Source organism: Pseudomonas sp. Y39-6 (genome assembly GCF_023651955.1).
Taxonomy (GTDB): Bacteria; Pseudomonadota; Gammaproteobacteria; order Pseudomonadales; family Pseudomonadaceae; genus Aquipseudomonas; species Aquipseudomonas veronii.
Genome location: NZ_CP069594.1, coordinates 1,659,908 through 1,684,239 on the forward strand (window position 1 = coordinate 1,659,908; position 24,332 = coordinate 1,684,239).

A 24,332-nucleotide genomic window follows, 5' to 3' on the forward strand; every position below is an offset into this window, starting at 1 on the left:
TTTGCGCCGCTGCAAGTGTGTAGCGGAGTAACCGCTGATGCGGTGATGGCATCTTGCCGTGGAGAAAGGTCACAGCCGAGGGTGACGTGCGCGTCACGGGAACAGTTTTGCCGACGGCGAAATGCCCGGGGAATTGTTTCTTGGTGTTAGCAGATCGCTGTGGCGAGGGAGCGTGCTCCCTCGCCACAGACAACTAGGCAGTTTTGCCGGTATGGTTGTTCAACGAAATAATCTTCGTCTTGCCGATCCGATGACGGTAAATCTCACGCAAGTACTTGATCGCCTTCTTCACGCAATCCCGTGACAGGCGAATGTCATTGATCGAGACAAACTTATCTTTGTCATTGATCAACTCACGGTACTTCTTCTCATACATCGGCTTGATCGCGTACCAGTTGGTGTCGAGGATCTTCGCCGGGTTTTCAAACTCATTGAGCAGTTCGTCGATACGCTCTTCGTCGAAATCCTCGTGGATGATGAAGTCCAGGATCGAGTTGTCCAGCGTGTCGTCGAAACGGTACGGGTTGCGCGCAAAGCAGCGTTTGATGAACGCCACGATCAGCGTCAGGAAATCATCTGACAGGCACGGGCTCTTGGCGATCAGGGTGGTCAGCGACAGGTTGGCCGACGCGCCGATCACCAGGGCGTAGCGCTTGAGCGTGGTGTTGGGGAACAGGCTGTTGAGGTGGGTCTTGAGGCGGTTCAGGTCCATGTAGGACAGTTTGTAGTCCTTGGGCAGCGACACGATCGACACCACCGACGAGCAGTTCTTGAAGAAGTGCAGGTCGTGCAGCGCCGCCGCGTCATAGCCGGAGTTCTTGTACTGCTCCAGGGAGGCCTTGTAGCGCTTGGACTCGATCGGCAGCAGGCTGATGCCTTCGATGGCCTGGGTGACTTTGTTGAAGTGCGGCAGGTCGATGGAGCGGAAGAACAGGTCGTCGATGTTCAGGCGCTGCGGCTCTTTGTCGAACACCTTGAACTTGTCACCCGACGGCGCCGGGGTTTCCGGGACCACCGATTCGGCGTAGGCAATCGCCACCGGGCCGGCCAGGCTCATGAACAGGTCGTTGGCATCCAGGCGGATGGTTTCGCCGATGTCGATACCGGCGCGACGGAAGTAGTTCTGGTCGTAGTCGGTGGTGACCGCCTGGGCGGTAAGAATGTTGAAGATCTGTTGCGAGATATACTGGTTGGCGTGCTTTTCCATGGCATTGACATCAATGTTCTGGATATTGCCGTCATCGCTCTCTTCGGCGTAACGCATGATGTCGTTGGAGATCAGCATCATCGCGTTCCACGGGCGGATACGGCCCTTGACGCTGGCTTCGCTGCTGTCTTCATTGGCGAAGTTGTACGAGAAATCCCATTCTTCTGACAGATACTTGCAGAGCAGCCGCCCGGCGTTGATGTGCAGCGCCTCGGACATTTCGCTGCGGTGGTCGGAGATGTTCGGCAGCACGCAGATGCCGCTGGTGAAGATCGGTTCGAAAACGAAGGCGTGGCCGCTTTTGCTGTCGTGCTCGTCGGCCGGCTTGGTGTCGAACGTCTTGTTCATGTACGAATGCTGTTGGGCCAGGCCGAACTCCGACGCCATGCCCGAGCCGGTGCCGCCGCCGGCGCTGAAGATCGAGAAATACAGGCGCGACTGGTTGGCCTTGATGCCGCAGGAGTCGATCAGGTACGAATGGATCATCTTCCAGTCGGGGCTGGAAAAACGCTGGGTGTCTTTATTGAGGATGATCTTGGCCAGGTACTGGCCGAGGATCGGCGCGTTACCGGCGCCACCGGCATGGACTTCCGAGAGGTCCATGATTTTCATCTTGCTGTAATCGCGCAGGAAGCCGCTTTTTTCGCCCTTGCGCGAGAATCGGATGCGCCCGGCGATGTCTTTGTCCAGGTCGCCCAGCATCACCAGCGGCTCCACCAGGAACACCGGTTTGCTGGCCTTGCCGACGCCCAGGCGCAGGTTGTTGCGAATCCATTGGGCGGGGCTGTAGCCTTTGTCTGTCGACTTGTCTTCGGTACTGAATTCGTTGAGGTAGAACTTGCGTGCGTTATAGACCAGCTCGGCCACGTCCAGCGCAATGTTCGAACCGCAGCGGCCCAGGCCGATCAGGCACACCGAGGGGAATTCCTGTTCGCTGCGCGGCTCGCCATCGACTTCCTGATGGGGCAGGCGCGGGAACACCATGTCGCGCAGGCCGTCGAGGTTGTCGAGGATGCGGTCGGTATTGGTCTCGGTGAAGTACAGGTATTGCTGGGTCGCCAGTGGACGGGGGCTGCTCAATGACTTCGAACCTGAAGGTTTTTCCGCAGGAGCTGTCGGCAACACATCGGAGACCACGGTGGCAGAGTTATTTTTAGAAGTCATTGTGCGCCATGTACCTGGGCGGATGGCTGTGAAATGTTAAAAGGCCATCACTGAGTGGGAGTTCGCGACTTTACAGTGCGTTCGGGTCCGGGGCGATAGGTTTAACCCTAGCGTTTCAAGGGGAAATCCCGGCCCGACTCTGATGAATCGGCCGTTTACCGGCGTTCTTTAGATAATTGATGGCGAAATGCCAAAGATTTAGACGTCAGCGAATTGGCCTGATGATCGAGGCGGGACAGCTTCGGTCTGGGCGAAGCTCGTTTGGCGACAGCGCTTCCTTGGCCGCCGCCACGTTGACCGGCGGCAGGAGGGGGCGCCGATCGATGCCCTGGATCACGCTGATGACCTCGTCGACGGGCACTGCCGGGCTCAACAGGTAGCCCTGAACGAAGTCACAGCCATGTTTAAGCAGCAGCTCGAACTGGGCCTGGGTTTCCACGCCTTCGATTACCGCCTGCAAGTGCAGGGTGTGGGCCATGCCGACAATCGCCTCGACGATCTCGATGTCGGCGCTCGACTGGGAAATGTCCTGGATAAACGAGCGATTGATCTTCAGTGTGTTGAGCGGCAGGCGCTTGAGGTAGGCGAGGGAGGAGTAGCCGGTGCCGAAGTCATCGATCGCCAGCGACACGCCCAGCGCGCGGATCTGCCGCAGCTTCGCCAAAGTGCTGCTGATATTGCCCATCAGCGCGTTTTCGGTGACTTCAAGCTCCAGGCGGTTGGCCCCAATCCCGCTGGATCGCAGGGCGTCTTCGATCTCATCGACCAGCTCGTCGCGGCCCAGGTTCAACGTCGAACAGTTCACGGCCATGGTCAATTCGCCGTAGCCCTTGTCGGACAGCAGGCTCAAGTCATGACAGGCCTGGCGCAATACCCAGTGGTCCAGTTCGGCGATCAATCCGTTGCTTTCGGCAATGCCGATAAAACGGTCGGGCGCGAGCAAGCCATGGTGCGGATGCTGCCAGCGCACCATGGCTTCCAGGCGGGTGATCCTGCCTCGCTTCATATCGAAGATCGGCTGATAGAACAACACCAGTTCGTTACGGGCGCGCAGGGCCATGTGCAGTTCCTCTTCCAGTTGCAGCTCCATGAACGCGCGGGTTTTCAGGTTGGAGCTGAAGAAGTTGAGGCTGTTACGCCCCGTATCCTTGGACTGGTACAGCGCCAGGTCGGCGGTCTTCAGCAATTCTTCGCAGGTCAGGCCGTCTTCGGGAAACAGGCTGATGCCGATGCTGGTGGTCATCACCATGCGGCGCCCGGCCAGTTCGATCGGGGTTTTCATTTTTTGCATGATGCGCTGGGCCAAATGCCGCGCTTCATCGCGGTGGTGGATGCTGATCAGGATGCAGAACTCATCGCCGCCAAAACGCGCGACCACGTCTTCATGGCTGCGCACCGAGCCCTTGATATGCCCGGCCAACACGGTGAGCAACTGGTCGCCGGCGTCATGCCCGAGGCTGTCGTTGATACGCTTGAAATGGTCGATATCGAGGAAAATCGCCGCCATCATGCCGTTGCTTCGGGTTTTTTCTGCGATTTTCTCTGCGAAAATCAGATTGAAACCACGGCGATTGAGCAAGCTGGTCAAGGCGTCGTAATGCGCCACCTGTTGCAGCGAGGCGCGGGCCTGGTCCAGCTCGCCGAGCAGGGCGTTGACCCGGCGAAGGTCGCGCTCCTTGTGTTGTAACTTCTTGTCTGCGAGGGCGGCGCTGATGCTGCTGGCGATCACCAGCAGGGTGATGATCGCCACCGACAGCCCCAGTTGAATGGGGTGGTTGTCCTGCGGCAATAACAGATCAGCGCCTGCGGTCACTACCAGTTGCATGGCGGCCATGCCGGTGAAGTGCATGCTCAGAATCCCTGCACCCAGTACCAGGCTGGCGGCGTATTTGAGCAATTGGTGAAACACGCCCGCGCCTTTGCGCAGGGCGATCGACAGCCACAATGCCGCCAGGCTGGCGCCGATGGCGATCGCAACCGAGGCCATGAACAGTTGCGAGTCGAAGTACGCCTGGGCCTGGGAGCGCATGGCCGACATGCCGACGTAATGCATCAGCGCGATGCCCAGGCCCATCCACACCGCCGCCGCCAGGCACTGGCGCACCCGCGGGTGGGGATGACTGAGGGTTTGCATGGCGAACCACGCGGCGGCCAGAGCGATCAGCAGCGACACGAGCGTCATGATCCATTCGTAGTGAATGACGACCGGTGCTTCGAAAGCCAGCACGCTGATGTAGTGAGTCGACCAGATACCGCCTGCCAGGCAAACGGCACCCAGCCAGCGCCAGTGACGGCGGGCGGTGGGGTCCTCGACATGGCCGACGCGTTCGGCCATGTCCAATGTGCCGAACCCCGCCGCACACGCAACCAGGTAGGCGAGTAGCACCAGAAAGGGGTTATGACTGCAGTTGAGTAACAAGTGCCCATTCTCGGGGAGGTCAGAAAAAAAATGCAGACCCAGCAATTCCATTGCATGCCCCGTCATTACGTCACTGCTTCCGGCGGTGACCTATGAGGTCGAGTATAGAAGCCTCGCGGGTTTCGCCAGGACGAATGGTAGGTTGCTCGCTATGATTTCGGCATCTTGCCTATAGCGATTGATGCTAAGCGCTGATCGGCAGGTCCAGCTCGAAAGGCGGTGGCTCCAGCGGCGTCAGACCAAATGCTGCGCGCGCGGCATCGCAATCGGTGTTTTGCACACCGTGGCTCCAGGAGGCGTCGAACTCGCGGCACACACTGGAGCGCTGCTCATAGATCGTGCAATGAGTGCCTTTGCCCACTTCGCCCTCAAGGCTGCAGCAGCGCGCGGGTTTCTGGTCGGTCCCGATCATCGCCACGCGTGTGGGGTTGATCTGCACCACCAGGTCATCGGGCACCGTGCCCCCCGCCGAGGCGCACTCACCCCAGAAGAAAGACACACGGAAGTGTGAACAGCAGGCACCGCAATTCAGACACGGACTGGCTTCGGACATGGGCGTCTTCGATAAGGAAAGTAAGAAGGGTTGTGACAGGAAGGCTCGCCATTCTAATCGCGCCATGGCCGTTGGGAAGAGGAGGGCACACTTATATTTTTCGTAGGGAAAGTCCCGTAGTTTCGGGTGAAATCATGCCCTATCAGCGTTACGAATCATTACAGACAAGCGTCGCCGGCCTGACTATGTTGCAGATACCTGAGCAGGATGCATCGGGCATCGCAGCTCTCATAACAATAAAAGAGACGGACCCATGCAGAACTCGACCCAAGCGGCGAATGCCTGGCGCATTCTGTTCCTGCTGTTCCTCGCCAACCTGTTCAACTTCTTCGACCGCACCATTCCGGCGATCATCATCGAGCCGATCCGCATGGAGTGGCACCTGAGCGACTTTCAGCTGGGCATCATCGGCACCGCCTTCACCATTGTCTACGCCATTGCCGGCCTGCCGCTCGGGCGCCTGGCCGATACCGGTTCGCGCAGCAAACTCATGGGGTGGGGCCTGTTCGCGTGGAGCGGGTTGACGGCGATCAACGGCATGGTCGGCAGTTTCTGGACGTTCCTGTTGGTGCGTATGGGCATCGGCATCGGCGAAGCCAGCTACGCGCCGGCGGCCAACTCGCTGATTGGCGACCTGTTCCCGGCCCACCGCCGTGCGCGGGCCATGGGCATTTTCATGCTGGGCCTGCCATTGGGCCTGTTACTGGCGTTCTTTACCATTGGCGCGATGGTCAAGGCGTTCGACAGCTGGCGCGCACCGTTCTTTATCGCAGCCGTGCCGGGGCTGATCCTCGCGGTCTTCATGTTCTTTATCAAAGAACCCAAGCGCGGCGCGGCAGAAACCGTGCAAGTCTCCCAGGAACGCGTCGACCGCCCGATCCGCCGCGTGCTGGCGGTGCCGACCTTTCTCTGGTTGGTGCTGGCCGGGTTGTGCTTCAACTTCGCAACCTATGCGTGTAACTCGTTCCTGGTGCCGATGCTGCAGCGCTATTTCCTGATGCCGTTGCAGGACGCGGCGGTTGCCACCGGGGTGATCGTCGGGTTGACCGGGCTGGTCGGCCTGACGTTGGGCGGCTGGATCGCCGACAAGATCCATCAACGGGTTGCCAATGGCCGCCTGTTGTTTGCCGCGTTCAGCCTGATCATTTCCACCGTCACCACCGCCTGGGCCTTGCACGCCGGGCGTATCGAGATCGGTGTGTTTGTCGCGCTGTTCAGTGTGGGTTGGTTGTTTGCCTACAACTTCTACACCTGTGTGTACACGGCGATCCAGGACGTGGTCGAGCCGCGCCTGCGGGCCACGGCGATGGCGCTGTTCTTTGCCGGCCTGTACTTGCTGGGTGGCGGCATGGGGCCGGTGGTGGTGGGGGGCTTGTCCGATCACTTTGCCCATTCGGCGATGTATGCCGCCGGGGCGGAGCAGATGACCGAGGCTTATAAAGCGGTGGGGTTGCATGACGCCATGTACCTGATTCCGGTGGCGCTGTTCTTGACCATGCTGTTTCTGTTTCAGGCGTCGCGCAGTTTTGTGCGGGATGCCAAGCGGATGAAAGACGGGCTGGTGGCGGTGGAGGTGGCGGTGCCGGCTGCTGCTGCGACGGCTTGAGATCGCGTTGACGCCATCGGGAGCAAGCTCCCTCCCACACTGGAACTGCATTCCAAGTGTGGGAGGGGGCTTGCTCCCGATGAGGCCATGACTGGCGAAGACCTTCTTCAGTGAATAAAAAAGGCCCGCATTGCGCGGGCCTTCTTTTTAGCTGAGCAACGCAGCAATCAACCCGCCACCAACACCCGGATCGCTTCCAGGCGCAGCGCGGCCTTGTCGAGCATGGCCAGGCCTTGCTCGCGCTGTTGGCGCAGGGCAACCAGTTCGCTGTCGCGCACGGTCGGGTTGACCGCTTGCAACGCGGTCAGGCGCGCCAGTTCTTCGTCGGTGTCGGCTGCCAGGCGACGCTTGGCCTCGGCCACGCGCTCGGCATGGCGCGGGGTGATCTTCTCTTCGCCGGCGTTGATGCGTGGCGTCAGCTGGTCGCGCTGGGCCTGGACGAACTTGTTGGCGCTGGCCCGTGGCACGCTTTCCAGCTGGTCGTTCAAGGTTTCGAACGACACGCGGCCGGACAGGTCGTTGCCGTTGGCGTCCAGCAGGCAGCGCAGGGCGGCCGGCGGCAGGTAGCGGCCCAGTTGCAGCGAGCGCGGGGCAACCACTTCGCTGACGTAGAGCAGCTCCAGCAACACGGTGCCGGGCTTGAGCGCCTTGTTCTTGATCAGCGCGACGGCGGTGTTGCCCATGGAACCGGACAGCACCAGGTCCATGCCGCCCTGCACCATCGGGTGTTCCCAGGTGATGAACTGCATGTCTTCACGCGACAGCGCCTGGTTACGGTCGTAGGTGATGGTCACCCCTTCGTCGTCGCCCAGGGGGAAGCTGGCGTCGAGCATTTTTTCGCTGGGCTTGAGGATCAGCGCGTTTTCCGAATGGTCTTCGCTGTCGATACCAAACGCATCGAACAGGGTTTCCATATAGATCGGCAGGGCGAACTGGTCGTCTTGCTCGAGGATGTCTTCCACCAACGCATCGCCTTCACCCGCGCCGCCGGAGTTGAGTTCCAGCAAACGGTCGCGGCCGGTGTGCAGTTCCTGTTCCAGGCGCTCGCGCTCGGCACGGGCTTCGTCGATCAGGGCTTGCCACTCGCCGTCGTCGGCGTTTTCCAGCAGCGGCAGCAGGCGTGGGCCGAACTGATGCTGCAAGGCGTTGCCGGTCGGGCAGGTGTTGAGGAACGCATTCAGCGCTTCGTGGTACCACTGGAACAGGCGCTCTTGCGGGCTGGTTTCCAGGTACGGCACGTGCAGTTCGATCACATGTTTCTGGCCGATCCGGTCCAGACGGCCGATCCGCTGTTCCAGCAGGTCGGGGTGGGACGGCAGGTCGAACAGCACCAGGTGGTGGGAGAACTGGAAGTTGCGGCCTTCGCTGCCGATTTCCGAACAGATCAGCACCTGGGCGCCGAATTCTTCATCGGCGAAGTAGGCGGCGGCGCGGTCACGTTCGAGGATGTTCATGCCTTCGTGGAACACCGTGGCCGGGATGCCGGAGCGCACGCGCAGGGCGTCTTCGAGGTCCATCGCGGTTTCGGCGTGGGCGCAGATCACCAGGACCTTGGTGCGCTTGAGCATTTTCAGCTGGTCGATCAGCCATTCAACCCGTGGGTCGAAGCGCCACCAGCGATTGTCTTCCTCAATGTCCGGCTGCGACTGGAAGCTGACTTCCGGGTACAGCTCGGCGTGTTCGCCCAGCGGCAATTCGAGGTATTCGTCCGGGTTCGGCAGCGGGTAGGCGTGCAGCTTGCGCTCCGGGAAGCCCTGCACTGCGGCGCGGGTGTTGCGGAACAGTACGCGGCCGGTGCCGTGGCGGTCGAGCAGCTCGCGCACCAGGCGCGCGCTGGCTTCGGTGTCGCCATCGTTGACGGCGGTGAGCAGCGCTTCACCTTCGTTGCCGAGGAAACCCTGGATGGTGGTGTGCGCGGCCGGGGAGAGACGGCCCTTGTCCAGCAGTTCCTGCACCGCTTCGGCCACCGGGCGATAGTTCTCGCTTTCGGCGCGGAACGCTTGCAGATCGTGGAAACGGTTCGGGTCCAGCAGGCGCAGGCGTGCGAAGTGGCTGTCCTGGCCCAGTTGTTCCGGGGTAGCGGTGAGCAGCAGCACGCCCGGGATGACCTCGGCCAGCTGTTCGACCAGCGAGTACTCGGCGCTGGCGTTGTCTTCATGCCAGACCAGGTGGTGGGCTTCGTCGACCACCATCAGGTCCCAGCCGGCGGCGAACAGTGCGTCCTGGGCCTTCTCGTCGTCCACCAGCCACTCCAGGGCCACCAGGGCCAGCTGGGTGTCTTCGAACGGGTTGGCGGCATCGCTTTCGATGAAGCGTTCTTCGTCGAACAGCGCCACTTGCAGGTTGAAGCGCCGGCGCATTTCCACCAGCCATTGGTGCTGCAGGTTTTCCGGAACCAGGATCAGCACGCGGTTGGCGCGCCCGGACAGCAACTGGCGATGGATCACCAGGCCGGCTTCGATGGTCTTGCCCAGGCCCACTTCGTCGGCCAGCAATACCCGTGGCGCGATACGGTCAGCGACTTCACGGGCGATGTGCAACTGGTGGGCAATCGGTTGCGCCCGCACGCCGCCCAGGCCCCACAGCGAAGATTGCAACTGGCGGCTGGTGTGTTCCAGGGTGTGATAGCGCAGCGAGAACCAGGCCAGCGGGTCGATCTGCCCGGCGAACAGACGGTCGCTGGCCAGGCGGAACTGGATGAAGTTCGACAGTTGGGTTTCCGGCAGAGTGACCTGCTCGTTCTGCCCATTGAGGCCGTGGTAGACCAGCAGGCCGTCGACGTCGTCGACTTCTTGCACGGTCATTTTCCAGCCTTCGAAATGGGTGATGCTGTCGCCCGGCGAGAACCTCACGCGGGTGAGGGGCGCATTCCGTAGCGCATACTGGCGCGTGTCGCCAGTGGCCGGATAGAGCACGGTCAGCAAGCGGCCGTCCTGTGCCAGAACGGTGCCTAAACCCAGCTCTGCTTCGCTGTCACTAATCCAGCGTTGCCCCGGTTGATACTGCTGCGCCATGCTGCCTGACTCCCGCCGTGAAAAAGCCGACTATCTTAACGGAACAAGGCCCTCATCCAAAGGACTCTGACAAAAACTACGCGGTTTGCGCCGTGCATCGAATGTTGAGTCGACAGATGGCGGGCACTTGTGAGTGTCGACTGGGTCACAGGTTGGCAAGCCTGCGCTCAAGTCCGCCCGCCGCCCGCCGACAGCCTGCTGACAGGAGAACAACTATTATGCTGCCACCTATGCTGCCCGTCAGCGTTGTGCCGGTCACGTCGCAACTCGACCCGGTGCGTCAAAAACCCGATATTCCGCCCGTGGTGCCCGTACAAGCGAGTTCCAACGAGAGCACGATCGACCTGAAAAATGGCGATGCCGAGCAGTCGACGTTTTTGCTGCGCGAGGAGCAACGTCGCCAGCAGGAGCAGCAGAAACGCCGGCGTGAAGCCGATGACGACCCGGAGGCGCACTTGGCGATCCCGGGCGACGAGCTCAACGCCGATAACACCGTGCCCGTGGCGCCGCTGATCGAAGACGCGCCGCGCCAGGGGTTGTGGGTGGACGTCGAGGTTTAATCGCGCAGTTCGCGCAAGGCCGCCATCAGCCGTTCAATGTCCTGATCGGTGTTGAGCGGGCTGACGGAGATTCGCGCAATGCTGGCCAGGCCTCGTGCCTGCATATCCAGTGGGGTATACGCCACATCGTTGGCGCCGATATTGATGCGCTTGAGCTCCAGGCGACGCTTGAGCTCGAAGGCGTCCCAGCCGGCGAGGTTGAAGGCGATCAAGCCTGATTGGCTGGTGCCCAAGTCATGCAGGGAGATTCCCGGAGTCTGACGCAACGTTTCGCGGATTCGCTCGCTGGTCTGCCGGACCCGGTCCCACACCCGCTCAATCCCCAGTTGATTGAGTTCCTGCAACGCATTGCCCAAACCTGCCAATAAGGCGTAGGACGTTTCGCTGGTTTCAAAGCGTCGGGCATCGTTGCGCAGGCCGAACCCCTGGGCGCTCCACGGCGCTGAAAACACATCGCGCTGCGCAGGGTTCAACCGCGCCAGAAAGTCCGGCCGCACGTACAGCAGCGCCGTGCCCCGTGGCCCGCGCAGGTGCTTGCGGCCCGCCGACTTGAGCACGTCGCAGTGCAGCGCCTGCACATCCACCGGCACCTGGCCGACCGCCTGGCCGGCATCGATGAAGTAGGGGATGCCATGCCGCCTGGCCACTTCACCAATCGCCTGGGCGGGGTTGATCAGGCCGCCATTGGCGGGGAGCCAGGTCAGGTCGATCAGTTTCACGCTTGCGTCGATCATCGCTTCCAGGGCTACCGGGCAGACTGCACCGGTTTCATCGCAGGGGATTACCTCGATTCGCGCACCGGCCTGCACCGCCAGTTCCATGCTCGCCAGGTTGCCGCCCCATTCGTGGCGCCCCACCAGAATCCTGTCGCCCGGCTGCCACCGGCCCAGCGCCTGGAACGCCAGGCTCCAGGCGGTCGAGCCGCTGCCGGCAAAGGCAATCGACGCGGTGGGTGCATTGAGCAACTGGCCGGCGGCGCGGCGGGCTTTTTCCACCAGGATGGCGCCATGCTCGCTGGCCTCCATCGGGCCGTCGCACGCTTCGCGTTGCAGTTGCTCGATGATGGTGTCGAGGGTCGCCTGGCTCGGCAATGCAGCACCGGCCGTGTTGAAGTGTACGAGACCGGACCGACAACCCGGCGTGGCCTCGCGCAGGCGCTGGACGTCGAGCGGGCTCATGGCTGCAGCTCGAACATGGCGTCGACTTCCACCGCCACGCCCCCCGGCAGGCTGGACACACCGACAGCCGTGCGTACATGCCGGCCTTTGTCGCCGAGGGGTTCGCCCAGGCGGCCGACATAGGCCGGTTTGCCGCCCAGCAATGGGATTTGCCCGGAGATAAACAACTGATTCCGGCTGATCACGTGGTTGATGTAATTGGCAATCGGCTGGCTGGGCGTCGGCAGCGTGAGGCCGAGGGCCTGCACGCGTTGGCGGATGGAATCGCGCATGTTGAATCCTCTGGGTTGAGAGGTTTCAGCATGTTGATCAAGGTGATGGACGACAAACGCATAGATATCATTCGACGTATCGAAATAACTCACGCGTCGGCGCAGGCAGCCTTCAACCACGCGCTGAAACATTCGGCCGCCGCGCTGGCGGGGCCTTGGGGCGCGATCAGCCAGTAGCCGATTTCGCTGCGATACGGCGGCCAGTCGAAGGCTTCTACCAGGCTGCCGTCCTGGAGCCGGCGCTCGATCAAGCGGTGACGGCCCATGGCGATACCTTGGCCGGCCACGGCGGCTTCGACCACGATGTTGTAGTCATGCAGCACCACGCGCGGATGCGGGCTGAGGTCGACTTGATAATGGCCGGACCAATCCGTCCATTCGAACGGGCGGTGCGAGGTGGCCATCAGCAGAGCGCCGTTGTGCTGCCGGCTGGCCTTGAACGCCGGGCTGCACACGGGGGAGAGCACTTCCGGCATCAGCCGCGTGGCCTGCACGTCAGGCCAGTCGCCCTTGCCATAGCGGATGGCCAGGTCGACCTCGGCCGCCGCGACGTTCGCCAGTTGAATCGCTGGCACCAGCTCCACCTGGATCTGCGGGTAGCGTTGCAGAAAACCCGCCAGGCGCGGCGCCAGCCATAAGGTGGCAAAGGACGCGAGCAAGCCGATGCGCAACACCGTGACGCTGGACACCACCCGTTGGCTGCGGGTGGCGGCGGCGATCAGGTCGAGGGCAGGGCGGATTTGCTCGTAGTAGTGTTGGCCGTCTGCGGTCAGATCAATCGCGCGGGTGCGTCGGACAAATAGTGGTTTGCCCAGGTACTGTTCGAGCTTGTGTACCTGATGGCTGAGCGCACTCTGGGTCACTGACAACTCATGGGCCGCCTTGATAAAGCTCAAGTGCCGCGCCACGGCCTCGAAGGCGCGCAGGGCCAGCAACGGCGGAAGGTCCTTGTGCAGTGCCACCTGTGTGCGCCTCTTGGGTAAGGGAGAAGTGCCGATTTTGGGCGATGACCTGCATTTTGTCGCCCGCTGATTTGCTGTCGGGCAAGTGAGGCCGCATTATTAAGCGATCCCCGCCACGACGTAAGCCAAGCCATGAGTGATGACGACAAACTGATCGACCTGAACGCCGAACGCGCTAAACGGGTGCATGACCTCAACGATAAACGTCTGAATGAGGTTCGCCAGGCGTTTGAACAGGCGATGCCGCTCGGAAAAGTTAAGAAAAAACCGAAAAACAAACCGAAAAAGCGTTGAAACAGCCTGCATCTATTGATGCAGGTCAGTTATTTCCCTTCTTTACGCCCCGTCGTGGGCGACATTGATCCTCGTCAATTTCCCATCCCGCCTTCTCCTTTAACTTAGCTCTATCGCAACAAGGCAACAGCAGGAGGCCAGTCATGTTTTTCGATAATGTGGTGTTTGCCGGAGTGCTGACAGTTGGCCTCATGGTGCTGTTCTTCGTAGGGTTTGGATTTTTTATCTGGAGAGACGCGAACAAGCGTAAAAAACCATAGGTTTTTCCAGGTTACATGAGCACGCAAGGCATTTTGGGCGACTTCGGTCGCCCTTTTTTTTGCCCGCGATTTAATCAACACCGCTCTCACTTTTGAACGGTGTTCGGCTTGAGATCGACCGCATAAAAAAAGGTGCGACCCTCGCGGATCGCACCTTTGTCATGGCCGGCGGGCTATCAGCTGCCCAGCGCCTTGGACGCCATCCAGAACAACCCGGCCGACAGGCCTACGGTCGCCGGCAGGGTCAATACCCAGGCCATCAGGATGGTCTTCACCGTACCGCCTTGCAGGCCGCTCTTGTTGGCAACCATGGTGCCGGCAACACCGGACGACAACACGTGGGTGGTCGACACCGGCAGGCTGAAGATGTTGGCCAGGCCGATCATGCTGGCGGTGGTGATTTGCGCCGACATGCCCTGGGCATAAGTCATGCCCTGCTTGCCGATCTTCTCGCCGATGGTCAGTACCACGCGCTTCCAGCCAACCATGGTGCCCAGGCCCAGGGCGAGTGCGACCGCGATAATCACCCAGAACGGTGCGTATTCGGTGGTGGCCGTCAGGTCTTTGCGCAGCTTGTCGAGGTCGGACTTCTCACGGGACTCCAGGCCTGGCAGCTTGCCGACTTTCTTCGCGGTATCGTCCAGGCACAGCAGGTAGCGACGGACTTCGATGCGTTGGTCGGACGACAGCGCGTGGTAGTCGGAAACGCCTTTCAAGGTGCCCAGCAGCGCGTCGATGGTCGGTTCAGTCTGCTGCGGGTTGCAGCGGAACTTGCCCGGCAGGTCGTCCTTCACGCTTTTGCCCAGGGCCAGGAATTCGCCCAGGGTTTCGTGGTTGCGCTGGTAGAACTGGTTCAGGTGCAGGGTAGCGTCGCGGGTGCGCTCGATCTGGTAGGTGGTGCTGCCCAGGTCGAGTACGAACTGCGCCGGCACGATACCGATCAGCACCAGCATGATCAGGCCGATACCTTTCTGACCGTCGTTGGAGCCGTGGACGAAACTCACGGCCATGGCGGAAATCACCAGGACCAGGCGGTTCCAGAACGGCGGGTGCTTCTTGTCGTCGACCTTGCGGCGCTGGTCCGGGGTCTTGTGCATCTTCGACAGTGGGCGCCACCGTTTCAGGACCAGCAACACCAGGGCCGCGACCAGGAAACCGGCGATTGGCGAGAACACCAGGGACGAACCGATATCGATCGCCTTCTGCCAGTTCACCCCGTCAGCCAGGGGAATGTCATTGATCAGCGCATTGGCCAGGCCGACACCCAGGATCGAGCCGATCAGGGTGTGAGAGCTGGAGGCGGGAATACCGAAGTACCAGGTGCCCAGGTTCCAGGTGATCGCCGCGGCCAATAAAGAGAAGACCATCGCCAGACCATGGCCGGTGTTCACATTGATCAGCAATTCCACCGGCAGCAAATGCACGATGGCGTAGGCGACACCGACACCGCCGAGCAATACGCCGAGGAAGTTGAACAACCCGGAGAAGAACACGGCCAGATGCGGCGGCATGGCTTTGGTATAGATGACTGTGGCCACCGCGTTAGCGGTGTCATGAAAGCCATTGATGAACTCGAAGGCGAGGACAAAGGCCAGGGCGAGCAGCAGGCTCACGAGAACCCAAGCATCCAGTCCGCTGAATAAATCGATCATGAAGGTTTTCTGACCCGGTCGTAAGGGGGCGCGATTATGCCAGAAAACCTCGGTAATCGATGCACTAGCTGCTCATCGGTAACAATCTTCATTGAAAAAAAGCCGGGCAGCAGCGCGCATCCCAGGGTTTTCGGGGGCTCGGCAAGTCTTTGATTTACAAAGCGCGGCGTCGTAGAGGTGGGGTTTTGTCACCTAAACGTCATCTCTGAAACATTTGTACGAAATTTCGTTGGTCGCAGCAGGACGCTGAATAATTGACCCACGAGCGAGGTGCCCTCCGCCGGCGGTGAGCCGGCGGAGACAGCAGAACCCGTTGGACTCAAACCTCGATGCTTATGGCTCTTCGGCTTTGAGTTCCTGTTCAATCTTTTGGATCTCCTGGGCAAAGGCCTGATCGAGCAGACTCGCTCGTTTGCGCCATGGCTTGCGCTCTGGTTCAGGCTGAGCGGCGTAGGTGGTGACTTCCCCGCCGTATACGTCCTTGTAACGTTGCTCCTGGCGCTCAAGTTCCGCGCGCAGTTCATCTTTCGTCACAGTGTTACCTAATTTGAGTTGAGTTTAATTAACGTGCAGTGCTACACCCGAATATTGCCCTCGGCATGTTTTAAGTTGAGCAGGTGAACCCTTCAACTTTAGACGAATTGCCAGCGGTGACTTCCTTGAACCGGTATTTATAAACGGCAGCATAATCAACATACGATGCCGGGCGAGCTCCCATCCCGATATGGATATCGGGCTGACCTCTGCACAGGTTGCATTATAGCGGCGTATTTTAATAACACTATCATCATAAAGTTAAAAAGCGTCAACGTTGTGTGAGGCTTTTGTTACATGCACGCGTCAGTCTTGGTTGGGAAGTGGCCGACATAAATGCCGGCGTAAGCCCAATGCTGTCATGCAATCCGGTTTTTATGATCGCGCCGGCAAAATTGCGATAATCGCATGATCGTCCGATAATCGCCCAACGTTGCTGACCCAACCTTGTGCATCCCGGTTGGGGCGGCTTTCAATAGCGAGCAACCTTCGCGGTTGCCGATAAGCGCCAGCGGTTGAAAATAATAAAGAGGACCTTGAAATGAACGATCAATTGCGCAACTCCTTTGCGTCAGCGGCGCCGCCGATCGTGGCTTCACCGGCCAAACGCATCCAGGCATTCACCGGTGATCCGGACTTCATGACCTCCCTGGCCCGTGGCCTGGCCGTGGTGCAGGCGTTCCAGGAACGCAAGCGTCACTTGACCATCGCCCAAATCAGCCACCGTACCGAAATCCCCCGCGCCGCCGTGCGCCGTTGCCTGCACACCTTGATCAAGCTCGGCTACGCCACCACTGACGGGCGCACCTATTCGCTGCTGCCCAAGGTGCTGACCCTCGGGCATGCCTATCTGTCCTCGACGCCGCTGGCGGTCTCCGCTCAACCGTACCTGGACCGCATGAGCGAGCAGCTTCACGAAGCCTGCAACATGGCCACTCTGGAAGGCGACGACATCCTCTATATCGCCCGGTCGGCCACCACGCAGCGCCTGATTTCCGTGGATCTCTCGGTAGGCGGGCGTTTGCCGGCGTACTGCACTTCCATGGGCCGCATCCTGCTGGCGGCGCTGGACGATGCGTCGCTGCAGGACTACCTCGACCACGCCGACCTGCAAACCAAGACCAGCCGCACCCTTACCACGCCCGAAGCCTTGTTCGAGTGTCTGCAACACGTGCGCCAGCAGGGTTGGTGCATCGTCGATCAGGAGTTGGAACAAGGCCTGCGCTCCATCGCAGTGCCGGTGTATGACGCGTCCGGCCAGGTGCTGGCGGCGCTCAACGTGAGTACCCATGCCGGTCGTGTCAGCCGCAGCGAACTGGAGCAGCGCTTCCTGCCGAGCATGCTCAGCGCCAGCCGTGAGTTGAGTGCGCAACTGTTTGCCTAAGCTGTTCGGTGACCGCACAGATCCCGGTTCGATCAATTGACGTTGTTTCCCCTGGGTTATTACTGTGCGGCAGCGCTCTGAGCGCCGCCCAATAATAATGACGACCCCAGGTCGTTGGCCCGCCATCGGTGTGGAATAACAATAATGAATCAACCTTCTGTCGCTACCACCCTGGACGTGCAGTCCTTCATCAATGCCCAGCCACTGTCACGCTATCAGTGGCGTGTGGTGATCCTGTGTTTCCTGATTGTCTTTCTCGATGGCCTCGACACCGCCGCCATGGGCTTCATCGCGCCCGCGCTGTCCCAGGACTGGGGCATTGATCGCGCCAGCCTCGGCCCGGTGATGAGCGCCGCGCTGATCGGCATGGTATTCGGCGCCCTGGGTTCCGGCCCGCTGGCGGACCGTTTCGGGCGCAAAGTGGTATTGGTGAGTGCGGTGCTGGTGTTTGGCGCCTTCAGCCTGGCCTCGGCCTACAGCAGCAACGTCGATCAGTTGCTGGTGTTGCGCTTCCTCACCGGCCTGGGGTTGGGCGCCGGTATGCCGAATGCCACCACGCTGCTGTCCGAATACACCCCCGAACGCCATAAATCGCTGCTGGTGACCAGCATGTTCTGCGGTTTCAACCTGGGCATGGCCGGTGGCGGGTTTATCTCGGCCAAATTGATCCCGGCATTCGGCTGGCACAGCTTGCTGCTCATCGGCGGTATTTTGCCGTTGATCCTTGCGGTGGTGTTGTGGGGATGGCTGCCGGAATCGGCGCGCTACCTGGTGGTGCGCAACCGCGGCACCGACAAGGTGCGCAAAGCCTTGTCACCCATCGAGCCCGGCATCGTCGCCCAAGCCAGCGGTTTCAGCGTGCCCGAGCAAAAAACCGTGAAGGCGCGCAACGTATTCGCGGTGATCTTCTCCGGCACCTACAGCGCCGGCACCTTGTTGCTCTGGCTCACCTACTTCATGGGCCTGGTGATTGTGTACCTGTTGACCAGTTGGCTGCCCACGCTGATGCGCGACAGTGGCGCGAGCATGGAACAGGCCGCGTTCATCGGTGCGCTATTCCAGTTTGGTGGCGTGTTGAGTGCGGTCGGGGTGGGCTGGGCGATGGACCGGTTCAACCCGCACAAGGTCATCGGCACGTTCTACCTGCTGGCCGGGGTATTTGCCTACGCGGTAGGGCAGAGCTTGGGCAATATCACCGTGTTGGCGACCTTGGTGCTGGTCGCCGGGATGTGCGTCAACGGTGCGCAATCGGCGATGCCGTCCCTGGCCGCACGCTTCTACCCGACCCAGGGCCGCGCCACCGGCGTGTCATGGATGCTCGGTATCGGCCGCTTCGGCGCGATCCTCGGCGCGTGGATGGGCGCCACCTTGCTGGGCCTGGGCTGGAACTTCGAGCAGGTGCTCACCGCGCTGGTGATCCCCGCCGCGTTGGCCACGGCCGCCGTGGTGATCAAAGGCATGGTCAGCCATGCCGACGCCACCTGAAGACACGCGCATTTCCTGTGGGTGCAAGAAAGATTAGCTAGACAACAATCGGTTCGATAATCGAACACTGTGTCGATTATCGGATTGTTTGGCTTTTTGCTCCGGCTTAATCTTCAAGCACTTCGGCGCCACCTTCGCGCCTTTTTCGATCCACACCGGGAGCCCGAACCCATGGCTGAAATTCTTGCGCTGCGTGACGCGGTGAAGCGATTTGTGAACGACGGCGATACTGTCGCACTGGAAGGCTTTACCCACCTGATCCCTACGGCGGCGGGTCATGAAATCATTCGTCAGGGCAAGAAAGACCTGACGCTGGTACGTATGACGCCTGACCTGATCTACGACCAGTTGATCGGCGCCGGCTGCGCCCGCAAGTTGATTTTTTCCTGGGGCGGCAACCCTGGCGTGGGTTCCCTGCATCGCCTGCGTGATGCGGTCGAGAAACACTGGCCGCAACCCCTGGAGATTGAGGAACACAGCCACGCCGACCTGGCCAATGCCTACGTCGCCGGTGCTTCCGGCCTGCCGTTCGCGGTGTTGCGTGCCTACGCTGGTTCCGATCTGCCCAAGGTCAACCCGCTGATCAAGACCGTCACCTGCCCATTCACCGGCGAAGTGCTGGCGGCGGTGCCGTCGGTACGTCCGGACGTCAGCGTGATCCACGCGCAAAAGGCCGACCGCAAGGGCAACGTGCTGCTCTGGGGCATTCTTGGCGTGCAGAAGGAAGCGGCGCTGGCCGCCAAGCGTTGCATCGTCACCGTCGAAGAAATCGTCGACGACCTCAACGCGCCAATGAACAGCTGCGTGCTGCCGACCTGGGCGCTGACGGCGGTGTGCCATGTGCCTGGTGGCGCGCATCCGTCCTATGCCCATGGCTATAACCAACGCGATAACCGTTTCTACCAGGCCTGGGACCCGATCGCTCGCGACCGTGGGACGTTTACCGCCTGGATCGACGAATACATCCACGGCACTGCCGATTTCAGTGAATTCCAGGCCAAGCTGGCCGCCGCGCAGGAGGCCAAGTAATGGCTTACTCGACCAATGAAATGATGACCGTCGCCGCTGCACGCCGCCTGAAGAATGATTCGGTGTGTTTTGTCGGCATCGGCCTGCCGTCCAAGGCGGCCAACCTGGCGCGCCTGACGTCCTCGCCGGATGTGGTGCTGATCTACGAGTCCGGCCCGATTGGCGCCAAGCCCAGCGTATTGCCGCTGTCCATTGGTGACGGCGAGTTGGCGGAGACTGCCGACACTGTCGTCCCCACCGGTGAGATCTTTCGCTACTGGCTGCAGGGCGGGCGCATCGACGTCGGTTTTCTCGGCGCGGCCCAGGTCGACCGTTTCGGCAATATCAACACCACCGTGGTCGGCGATTATCACCAGCCCAAAGTGCGCCTGCCGGGTGCCGGTGGCGCGCCGGAGATTGCCGGTTCGGCCAAGAGCGTGCTGATCATTCTCAAGCAGTCGGCGCGTTCGTTTGTCGACAAGCTGGACTTCATCACCTCCGTCGGCCACGGCGAGGGCGGCGATTCACGCAAGCGCCTGGGCCTGCCCGGCGCCGGTCCTGTCGGGATTATTACCGATCTGTGCATCATGGAGCCGGAAGAGGGCAGCCATGAGTTCGTGGTCACCGCGCTGCACCCCGGCGTGACCCGCGAGCAAGTGGTCGCGGCCACCGGCTGGGCGATCCGCTTTGCCGATCAGGTCAGCACCACCGCGGAACCGACGGCAGTCGAGCTGACCGCCCTGCGTGATCTCGAAGCCCGTACAGCGGCCGCCCACGGCCAAGCACCCGGAGAAGCCTGATGCGCGACGTATTTATCTGCGATGCAATTCGTACCCCCATCGGCCGTTTCGGCGGTGGCCTGTCCACGGTGCGCGCCGACGACCTGGCGGCACTGCCGATCAAGGCGCTGATCGAACGCAACCCTAGCGTGGATTGGCACGCCGTCGATGAAGTGTTCCTCGGCTGCGCCAACCAGGCCGGTGAAGACAACCGCAACGTCGCGCGTATGGCGCTGTTGTTGGCGGGCCTGCCGTCGAGCATTCCCGGCGTGACCCTCAACCGTTTGTGCGCTTCGGGCATGGACGCGATCGGCACCGCCTTTCGTGCGATTGCCAGCGGTGAAATGGAATTGGCGATTGCCGGCGGCGTCGAGTCGATGTCCCGCGCGCCGTTCGTGATGGGCAAGGCTGACACGGCGTTTTCGCGCAACATGAAGCTCGAAGACACCACCATCGGCTGGCGCTTCATCAACCCGCTGATGAAGGCTCAGTATGGCGTGGATGCGATGCCGCAGACCGCCGATAACGTCGCCGACGACTACGATGTGTCCCGCGCCGACCAGGACGCCTTCGCCCTGCGCAGCCAGCAACGCACTGCCGCCGCCCAGGCCGCCGGGTTCTTCGCCGAAGAAATCGTGCCGGTGCGGGTCGCCCATAAAAAAGGCGAAACCGTGGTGGAACACGATGAGCATCCACGGGCCGACACCACCCTGGAAACCCTGGCCCGGCTCAAACCGGTCAACGGCCCGGACAAGACCGTCACCGCCGGCAATGCGTCGGGTGTGAACGACGGGGCGGCGGCGCTGATTCTTGCGTCTGCCGAGGCCGTGAAAAAACATGGCCTGACCGCCCGTGCCCGAGTGTTGGGCATGGCCAGCGCCGGTGTCGCGCCACGGGTGATGGGTATCGGCCCGGTGCCGGCGGTTCGCAAGCTGGTGGAACGCCTGGGCCTGGCCGTCACCGATTTCGATGTGATCGAACTCAACGAAGCCTTCGCCAGCCAGGGCCTGGCGGTGTTGCGTGAATTGGGCATCGCCGACGATGCGCCCCAGGTCAACCCGAACGGCGGCGCCATCGCCCTCGGCCATCCCCTGGGCATGAGCGGTGCGCGACTGGTGCTGACGGCCCTGCATCAACTTGAAAAAACCGGCGGCCGCAAAGGTCTGGCGACCATGTGTGTTGGAGTGGGCCAGGGCCTGGCGCTGGCGATTGAACGCATCTAATAAGAGAGGACCGCTCCATGAGTGACAAGCCCGGTTACCGGCGCCCGCAAGCGGGTACTCAACCTGATTACCTGCACCCGGCCTACCAGTCGACGAACCTGCGTTCGCCGTCTCAGCCGTTGGTGTTCCTGCCCCATTCCCTGTCGGAAATCACCGGGCCGACCATCGGCGCCGAGCGCATCAACGAGAAGGACAACGACCTGACTGCGCAGCACGACGGCGAGCCGCAGGGCGAGCGCATCATCGTTCACGGGCGCGTGCTCGATGAAAACGGTCTGCCGGTGCCGGGCATCCTCGTGGAGATCTGGCAGGCCAACGCGGCCGGCCGCTACAACCACGCGCGCGATCTGCACGACGCGCCGCTCGACCCGAACTTCACCGGCACCGGGCGTACCGTCACCGACGCCGAGGGCTGGTACCAGTTCCAGACCATCAAGCCCGGCGCCTACCCGTGGGGCAACCACCACAATGCGTGGCGCCCGGCGCATATCCATTTTTCGCTGTTCGGCCCGAGCGTGCTGACGCGCCTGGTCACGCAGATGTATTTCCCCGGCGACCCGCTGCTCGAGTACGACCCGATCTACAACTGCGTACCGGACACCTCGGCCAAGCAACGCCTGATCGCCACGTTCGACCTGGAAAAAACCATTCCTTCCTATGCCCTCGGCTACCGCTGGGACATCGTCCTGCGCGGCCGCGACGCCACGCCGATGGAGAAATGAGATGAGCCTTTACGCGACCACGTCCCACACCGTCGGGCCGTATTACCACATCGGCCTGACCTGGCTGAACCGCGAAACCCTGGCCAACGCCGCGACCCTTGGCGAACGCGTGGCGATCAGCGGGCAAGTGGTGGATGGCAACGGTGATGTCGTCAACGACGCCATGCTGGAAGTCTGGCAGGCCAATGCCGCCGGCAAGTACGACCACCCGGAGGACGACCAGGACAAAGCGCTGGACCCGAACTTCGAAGGCTTCGGCCGGGTGCCGGTGGATGCTGAAGGGCGCTTCCGCTTTACCACCGTCAAGCCGGGCAGCGTGCCGGGGCTGGCGGGCACGACCCAGGCGCCGCACCTGGTGGTGCTGGTATTTGCCCGTGGCCTGGTGAAACACTTGCTCACGCGGATTTATTTTGACGGTGAGGCGCTGAATGCGGATGACCCGTTGCTCGCGCGCGTGCCCACAGAGCGGCGCAGTACCTTGATTGCCAAGCCGGATGCGGACGGTGTGCATCAGTGGAATGTGGTGTTGCAGGGGACAGATAAGGAAACGGTGTTCTTTGATTACTGAGTTGGCTTGAAAACCTATCGGGGGCAAGCCCCCTCCCACACTTGAATGTATTCACACATCAAAGGTGGGAGGGGGCTTGCCCCCGATGAGACCATTTCAGGCAACACCTATGTAAATGTCTACAAGCGGAACATGGCTGTTGCAAAGTGTGTCTAGGCTATAACCATTCCCACTGAGTGAAAAAAAATGACAACAACAACCAGTCACTACACCGGAGAAGAGCGCAGCAAACGGATTTTTGCGATTGTCGGGGCATCCTCCGGCAACCTCGTCGAATGGTTCGACTTCTACGTCTACGCCTTCTGCGCCATTTACTTCGCCCCGGCGTTTTTCCCCTCGGACGACCCCACGGTGCAACTGCTCAACACCGCCGGCGTGTTCGCCGCCGGGTTCTTGATGCGGCCCATCGGCGGCTGGCTGTTTGGCCGGGTGGCCGATAAGCACGGGCGCAAAAACTCGATGATGATCTCGGTGCTGATGATGTGCGCCGGTTCCCTGGTCATCGCCTTCCTGCCCACCTACAAAGACATCGGCGCCTGGGCCCCGGCGTTACTGCTGGTGGCGCGGCTGTTCCAGGGCTTGTCGGTGGGCGGCGAATACGGCACCACCGCGACCTACATGAGTGAAGTCGCGCTCAAGGGCCAGCGTGGGTTCTTCGCCTCCTTCCAGTACGTGACCCTGATCGGCGGGCAACTGCTGGCGGTGTCGGTGGTGGTGGTCCTGCAACAGATCCTCAGCGAAGACGAACTGCGCGCCTGGGGCTGGCGGATTCCGTTCGTGATCGGCGCCATCGCGGCGGTGATCTCCCTGCTGCTGCGTCGCAGCCTGAAAGAAACCACCAGCAAGGAAATGCGCGAAGACAAGGACGCCGGCAGCATCGCCGCGCTGTTCCGTGACCATAAAGCGGCCTTTATCACCGTGCTCGGCTATACCGCCGGTGGCTCGCTGATTTTCTACACGTTCACCACCTACATGCAGAAGTACCTGGTGAACACCGCCGGGATGCACGCCAAGACCGCCAGCTACATCATGACCGGCGCGCTGTTCCTTTATATGTGCATGCAGCCGCTGTTCGGCATGCTGGCCGACAAGATCGGTCGCCGTAATTCGATGCTGTGGTTCGGCGCGCTGGGCACCTTGTTTACGGTGCCGATCCTGCTCAGCCTGAAAACCGTCAGCAGTCCGTTCCTGGCGTTTGTGCTGATCACGCTGGCGTTGGCCATTGTCAGTTTCTACACCTCCATCAGCGGCCTGGTGAAAGCGGAAATGTTCCCGCCCCAGGTGCGCGCCCTGGGTGTGGGCCTGGCTTATGCGGTGGCCAACGCAATCTTCGGCGGCTCGGCGGAATACGTGGCCTTGGGTTTGAAATCCTTGGGCATGGAGAACACCTTTTATTGGTACGTCACCGGCATGATGGCGGTGGCTTTCCTGTTCAGCCTGCGCCTGCCGAAACAGGCGGCGTACCTGCATCACGATTTATAAAGGAGG

The 24,332-nt window shown here is 61.2% G+C and carries 21 protein-coding genes; 12 read left to right on the forward strand and 9 right to left on the reverse strand.

The genetic code is table 11. The annotated features are described in order from the left end of the window. Window positions 1-193: 193 nt before the first annotated feature. The 3 genes from JN756_RS07485 to JN756_RS07495 form a co-directional block, all read right to left on the reverse strand. The gene (locus tag JN756_RS07485; protein WP_026139772.1) at window positions 194-2,371 is read right to left on the reverse strand and encodes a hypothetical protein; all 2,178 of its coding nucleotides are present in this window, start codon (window positions 2,369-2,371) and stop codon (window positions 194-196) included. A gap of 205 nt (window positions 2,372-2,576) precedes the next feature. Then, a complete protein-coding gene (locus JN756_RS07490; RefSeq protein WP_201021962.1) occupies window positions 2,577-4,841 on the reverse strand; it encodes a putative bifunctional diguanylate cyclase/phosphodiesterase in 2,265 nt (754 codons plus the stop codon). Window positions 4,842-4,974: 133 nt separating this feature from the next. Continuing rightward, entirely contained in the window at window positions 4,975-5,343 is a 369-nt protein-coding gene (locus tag JN756_RS07495) for a YkgJ family cysteine cluster protein (RefSeq protein WP_057004735.1), read from the reverse strand. A gap of 253 nt (window positions 5,344-5,596) precedes the next feature. Between JN756_RS07495 and JN756_RS07500 the strand changes: the two genes are divergently transcribed. Continuing rightward, window positions 5,597-6,949, forward strand: a complete 1,353-nt coding sequence (locus JN756_RS07500) for a spinster family MFS transporter (protein WP_057004736.1) — start codon at window positions 5,597-5,599, stop codon at window positions 6,947-6,949. A 167-nt stretch (window positions 6,950-7,116) separates the two neighbouring features. On the opposite strand, the gene rapA is transcribed toward JN756_RS07500, so the two are convergent. Next, the gene (gene rapA / locus JN756_RS07505; RefSeq protein WP_057004737.1) at window positions 7,117-9,963 is read right to left on the reverse strand and encodes an RNA polymerase-associated protein RapA; all 2,847 of its coding nucleotides are present in this window, start codon (window positions 9,961-9,963) and stop codon (window positions 7,117-7,119) included. Window positions 9,964-10,181: 218 nt separating this feature from the next. On the opposite strand from rapA, the gene JN756_RS07510 reads away from it, so the two are divergent. Continuing rightward, window positions 10,182-10,523 (forward strand): hypothetical protein, encoded by a 342-nt coding sequence (locus JN756_RS07510; protein ID WP_046384432.1) that lies wholly within the window; start codon window positions 10,182-10,184, stop codon window positions 10,521-10,523. On the opposite strand, the gene JN756_RS07515 is transcribed toward JN756_RS07510, so the two are convergent. The 3 genes from JN756_RS07515 to JN756_RS07525 form a co-directional block, all read right to left on the reverse strand. Further along, entirely contained in the window at window positions 10,520-11,701 is a 1,182-nt protein-coding gene (locus tag JN756_RS07515) for an aminotransferase class V-fold PLP-dependent enzyme (protein ID WP_108525988.1), read from the reverse strand. The two genes, JN756_RS07510 and JN756_RS07515, sit on opposite strands and share 4 nt — an antisense overlap. After that, on the reverse strand, window positions 11,698-11,973 hold the full coding sequence (locus JN756_RS07520) for a RidA family protein (protein WP_057004739.1): 276 nt from the start codon (window positions 11,971-11,973) through the stop codon (window positions 11,698-11,700). The genes JN756_RS07515 and JN756_RS07520 overlap by 4 nt, the downstream gene beginning before the upstream one ends. Before the next feature lie 89 nt (window positions 11,974-12,062). Then, window positions 12,063-12,935, reverse strand: coding sequence for a LysR substrate-binding domain-containing protein (locus JN756_RS07525; protein ID WP_046384429.1), 873 nt, complete (start codon window positions 12,933-12,935; stop codon window positions 12,063-12,065). A gap of 132 nt (window positions 12,936-13,067) precedes the next feature. Between JN756_RS07525 and JN756_RS07530 the strand changes: the two genes are divergently transcribed. Then, window positions 13,068-13,229, forward strand: coding sequence for a hypothetical protein (locus JN756_RS07530; protein WP_017844811.1), 162 nt, complete (start codon window positions 13,068-13,070; stop codon window positions 13,227-13,229). Between the two features lie 143 nt (window positions 13,230-13,372). Beyond that, on the forward strand, window positions 13,373-13,489 hold the full coding sequence (gene ccoM / locus JN756_RS32080) for a cytochrome c oxidase subunit CcoM (protein ID WP_017844812.1): 117 nt from the start codon (window positions 13,373-13,375) through the stop codon (window positions 13,487-13,489). A gap of 176 nt (window positions 13,490-13,665) precedes the next feature. Here ccoM and JN756_RS07535 read toward each other — a convergent pair whose 3' ends face one another. Continuing rightward, the gene (locus JN756_RS07535; RefSeq protein ID WP_057004740.1) at window positions 13,666-15,141 is read right to left on the reverse strand and encodes an inorganic phosphate transporter; all 1,476 of its coding nucleotides are present in this window, start codon (window positions 15,139-15,141) and stop codon (window positions 13,666-13,668) included. A 333-nt stretch (window positions 15,142-15,474) separates the two neighbouring features. After that, on the reverse strand, window positions 15,475-15,675 hold the full coding sequence (locus JN756_RS07540; protein WP_003172389.1) for a hypothetical protein: 201 nt from the start codon (window positions 15,673-15,675) through the stop codon (window positions 15,475-15,477). A 541-nt stretch (window positions 15,676-16,216) separates the two neighbouring features. Here JN756_RS07540 and pcaR point away from each other — a divergent pair. From pcaR to JN756_RS07580, 8 genes are all read left to right on the forward strand, one after another. Further along, a complete protein-coding gene (pcaR, locus tag JN756_RS07545; RefSeq protein WP_017844814.1) occupies window positions 16,217-17,059 on the forward strand; it encodes a pca regulon transcriptional regulator PcaR in 843 nt (280 codons plus the stop codon). A 144-nt stretch (window positions 17,060-17,203) separates the two neighbouring features. Further along, a complete protein-coding gene (pcaK, locus tag JN756_RS07550; protein ID WP_102617391.1) occupies window positions 17,204-18,544 on the forward strand; it encodes a 4-hydroxybenzoate transporter PcaK in 1,341 nt (446 codons plus the stop codon). Between the two features lie 171 nt (window positions 18,545-18,715). Continuing rightward, window positions 18,716-19,573 (forward strand): CoA transferase subunit A, encoded by an 858-nt coding sequence (locus JN756_RS07555; protein ID WP_017844816.1) that lies wholly within the window; start codon window positions 18,716-18,718, stop codon window positions 19,571-19,573. Further along, window positions 19,573-20,352, forward strand: a complete 780-nt coding sequence (locus JN756_RS07560) for a CoA-transferase subunit beta (protein ID WP_017844817.1) — start codon at window positions 19,573-19,575, stop codon at window positions 20,350-20,352. The genes JN756_RS07555 and JN756_RS07560 overlap by 1 nt, the downstream gene beginning before the upstream one ends. After that, window positions 20,349-21,554, forward strand: coding sequence for a 3-oxoadipyl-CoA thiolase (gene pcaF, locus JN756_RS07565; RefSeq protein ID WP_174630499.1), 1,206 nt, complete (start codon window positions 20,349-20,351; stop codon window positions 21,552-21,554). The genes JN756_RS07560 and pcaF overlap by 4 nt, the downstream gene beginning before the upstream one ends. A gap of 17 nt (window positions 21,555-21,571) precedes the next feature. Next, window positions 21,572-22,276 (forward strand): protocatechuate 3,4-dioxygenase subunit beta, encoded by a 705-nt coding sequence (pcaH, locus tag JN756_RS07570; protein WP_017844819.1) that lies wholly within the window; start codon window positions 21,572-21,574, stop codon window positions 22,274-22,276. A gap of 1 nt (window position 22,277) precedes the next feature. After that, on the forward strand, window positions 22,278-22,844 hold the full coding sequence (pcaG, locus tag JN756_RS07575; protein ID WP_201021963.1) for a protocatechuate 3,4-dioxygenase subunit alpha: 567 nt from the start codon (window positions 22,278-22,280) through the stop codon (window positions 22,842-22,844). Window positions 22,845-23,030: 186 nt separating this feature from the next. Next, window positions 23,031-24,326 carry an MFS family transporter gene (locus tag JN756_RS07580; protein WP_017844821.1) on the forward strand — a complete coding sequence of 432 codons (1,296 nt, stop codon included), beginning with the start codon at window positions 23,031-23,033 and terminating at the stop codon, window positions 24,324-24,326. Window positions 24,327-24,332 lie beyond the last annotated feature (6 nt).

Coding starts and splice junctions, on each gene's coding strand:
- JN756_RS07485 (WP_026139772.1), bottom strand. CDS start 2,371: ATGACTTCTAAAAATAACTCTGCCACCGTGGTCTCCGATGTGTTGCCG.
- JN756_RS07490 (WP_201021962.1), bottom strand. CDS start 4,841: ATGGAATTGCTGGGTCTGCATTTTTTTTCTGACCTCCCCGAGAATGGG.
- JN756_RS07495 (WP_057004735.1), bottom strand. CDS start 5,343: ATGTCCGAAGCCAGTCCGTGTCTGAATTGCGGTGCCTGCTGTTCACAC.
- JN756_RS07500 (WP_057004736.1), top strand. CDS start 5,597: ATGCAGAACTCGACCCAAGCGGCGAATGCCTGGCGCATTCTGTTCCTG.
- rapA (WP_057004737.1), bottom strand. CDS start 9,963: ATGGCGCAGCAGTATCAACCGGGGCAACGCTGGATTAGTGACAGCGAA.
- JN756_RS07510 (WP_046384432.1), top strand. CDS start 10,182: ATGCTGCCACCTATGCTGCCCGTCAGCGTTGTGCCGGTCACGTCGCAA.
- JN756_RS07515 (WP_108525988.1), bottom strand. CDS start 11,701: ATGAGCCCGCTCGACGTCCAGCGCCTGCGCGAGGCCACGCCGGGTTGT.
- JN756_RS07520 (WP_057004739.1), bottom strand. CDS start 11,973: ATGCGCGATTCCATCCGCCAACGCGTGCAGGCCCTCGGCCTCACGCTG.
- JN756_RS07530 (WP_017844811.1), top strand. CDS start 13,068: ATGAGTGATGACGACAAACTGATCGACCTGAACGCCGAACGCGCTAAA.
- ccoM (WP_017844812.1), top strand. CDS start 13,373: ATGTTTTTCGATAATGTGGTGTTTGCCGGAGTGCTGACAGTTGGCCTC.
- JN756_RS07535 (WP_057004740.1), bottom strand. CDS start 15,141: ATGATCGATTTATTCAGCGGACTGGATGCTTGGGTTCTCGTGAGCCTG.
- pcaR (WP_017844814.1), top strand. CDS start 16,217: ATGAACGATCAATTGCGCAACTCCTTTGCGTCAGCGGCGCCGCCGATC.
- pcaK (WP_102617391.1), top strand. CDS start 17,204: ATGAATCAACCTTCTGTCGCTACCACCCTGGACGTGCAGTCCTTCATC.
- JN756_RS07555 (WP_017844816.1), top strand. CDS start 18,716: ATGGCTGAAATTCTTGCGCTGCGTGACGCGGTGAAGCGATTTGTGAAC.
- JN756_RS07560 (WP_017844817.1), top strand. CDS start 19,573: ATGGCTTACTCGACCAATGAAATGATGACCGTCGCCGCTGCACGCCGC.
- pcaH (WP_017844819.1), top strand. CDS start 21,572: ATGAGTGACAAGCCCGGTTACCGGCGCCCGCAAGCGGGTACTCAACCT.
- pcaG (WP_201021963.1), top strand. CDS start 22,278: ATGAGCCTTTACGCGACCACGTCCCACACCGTCGGGCCGTATTACCAC.
- JN756_RS07580 (WP_017844821.1), top strand. CDS start 23,031: ATGACAACAACAACCAGTCACTACACCGGAGAAGAGCGCAGCAAACGG.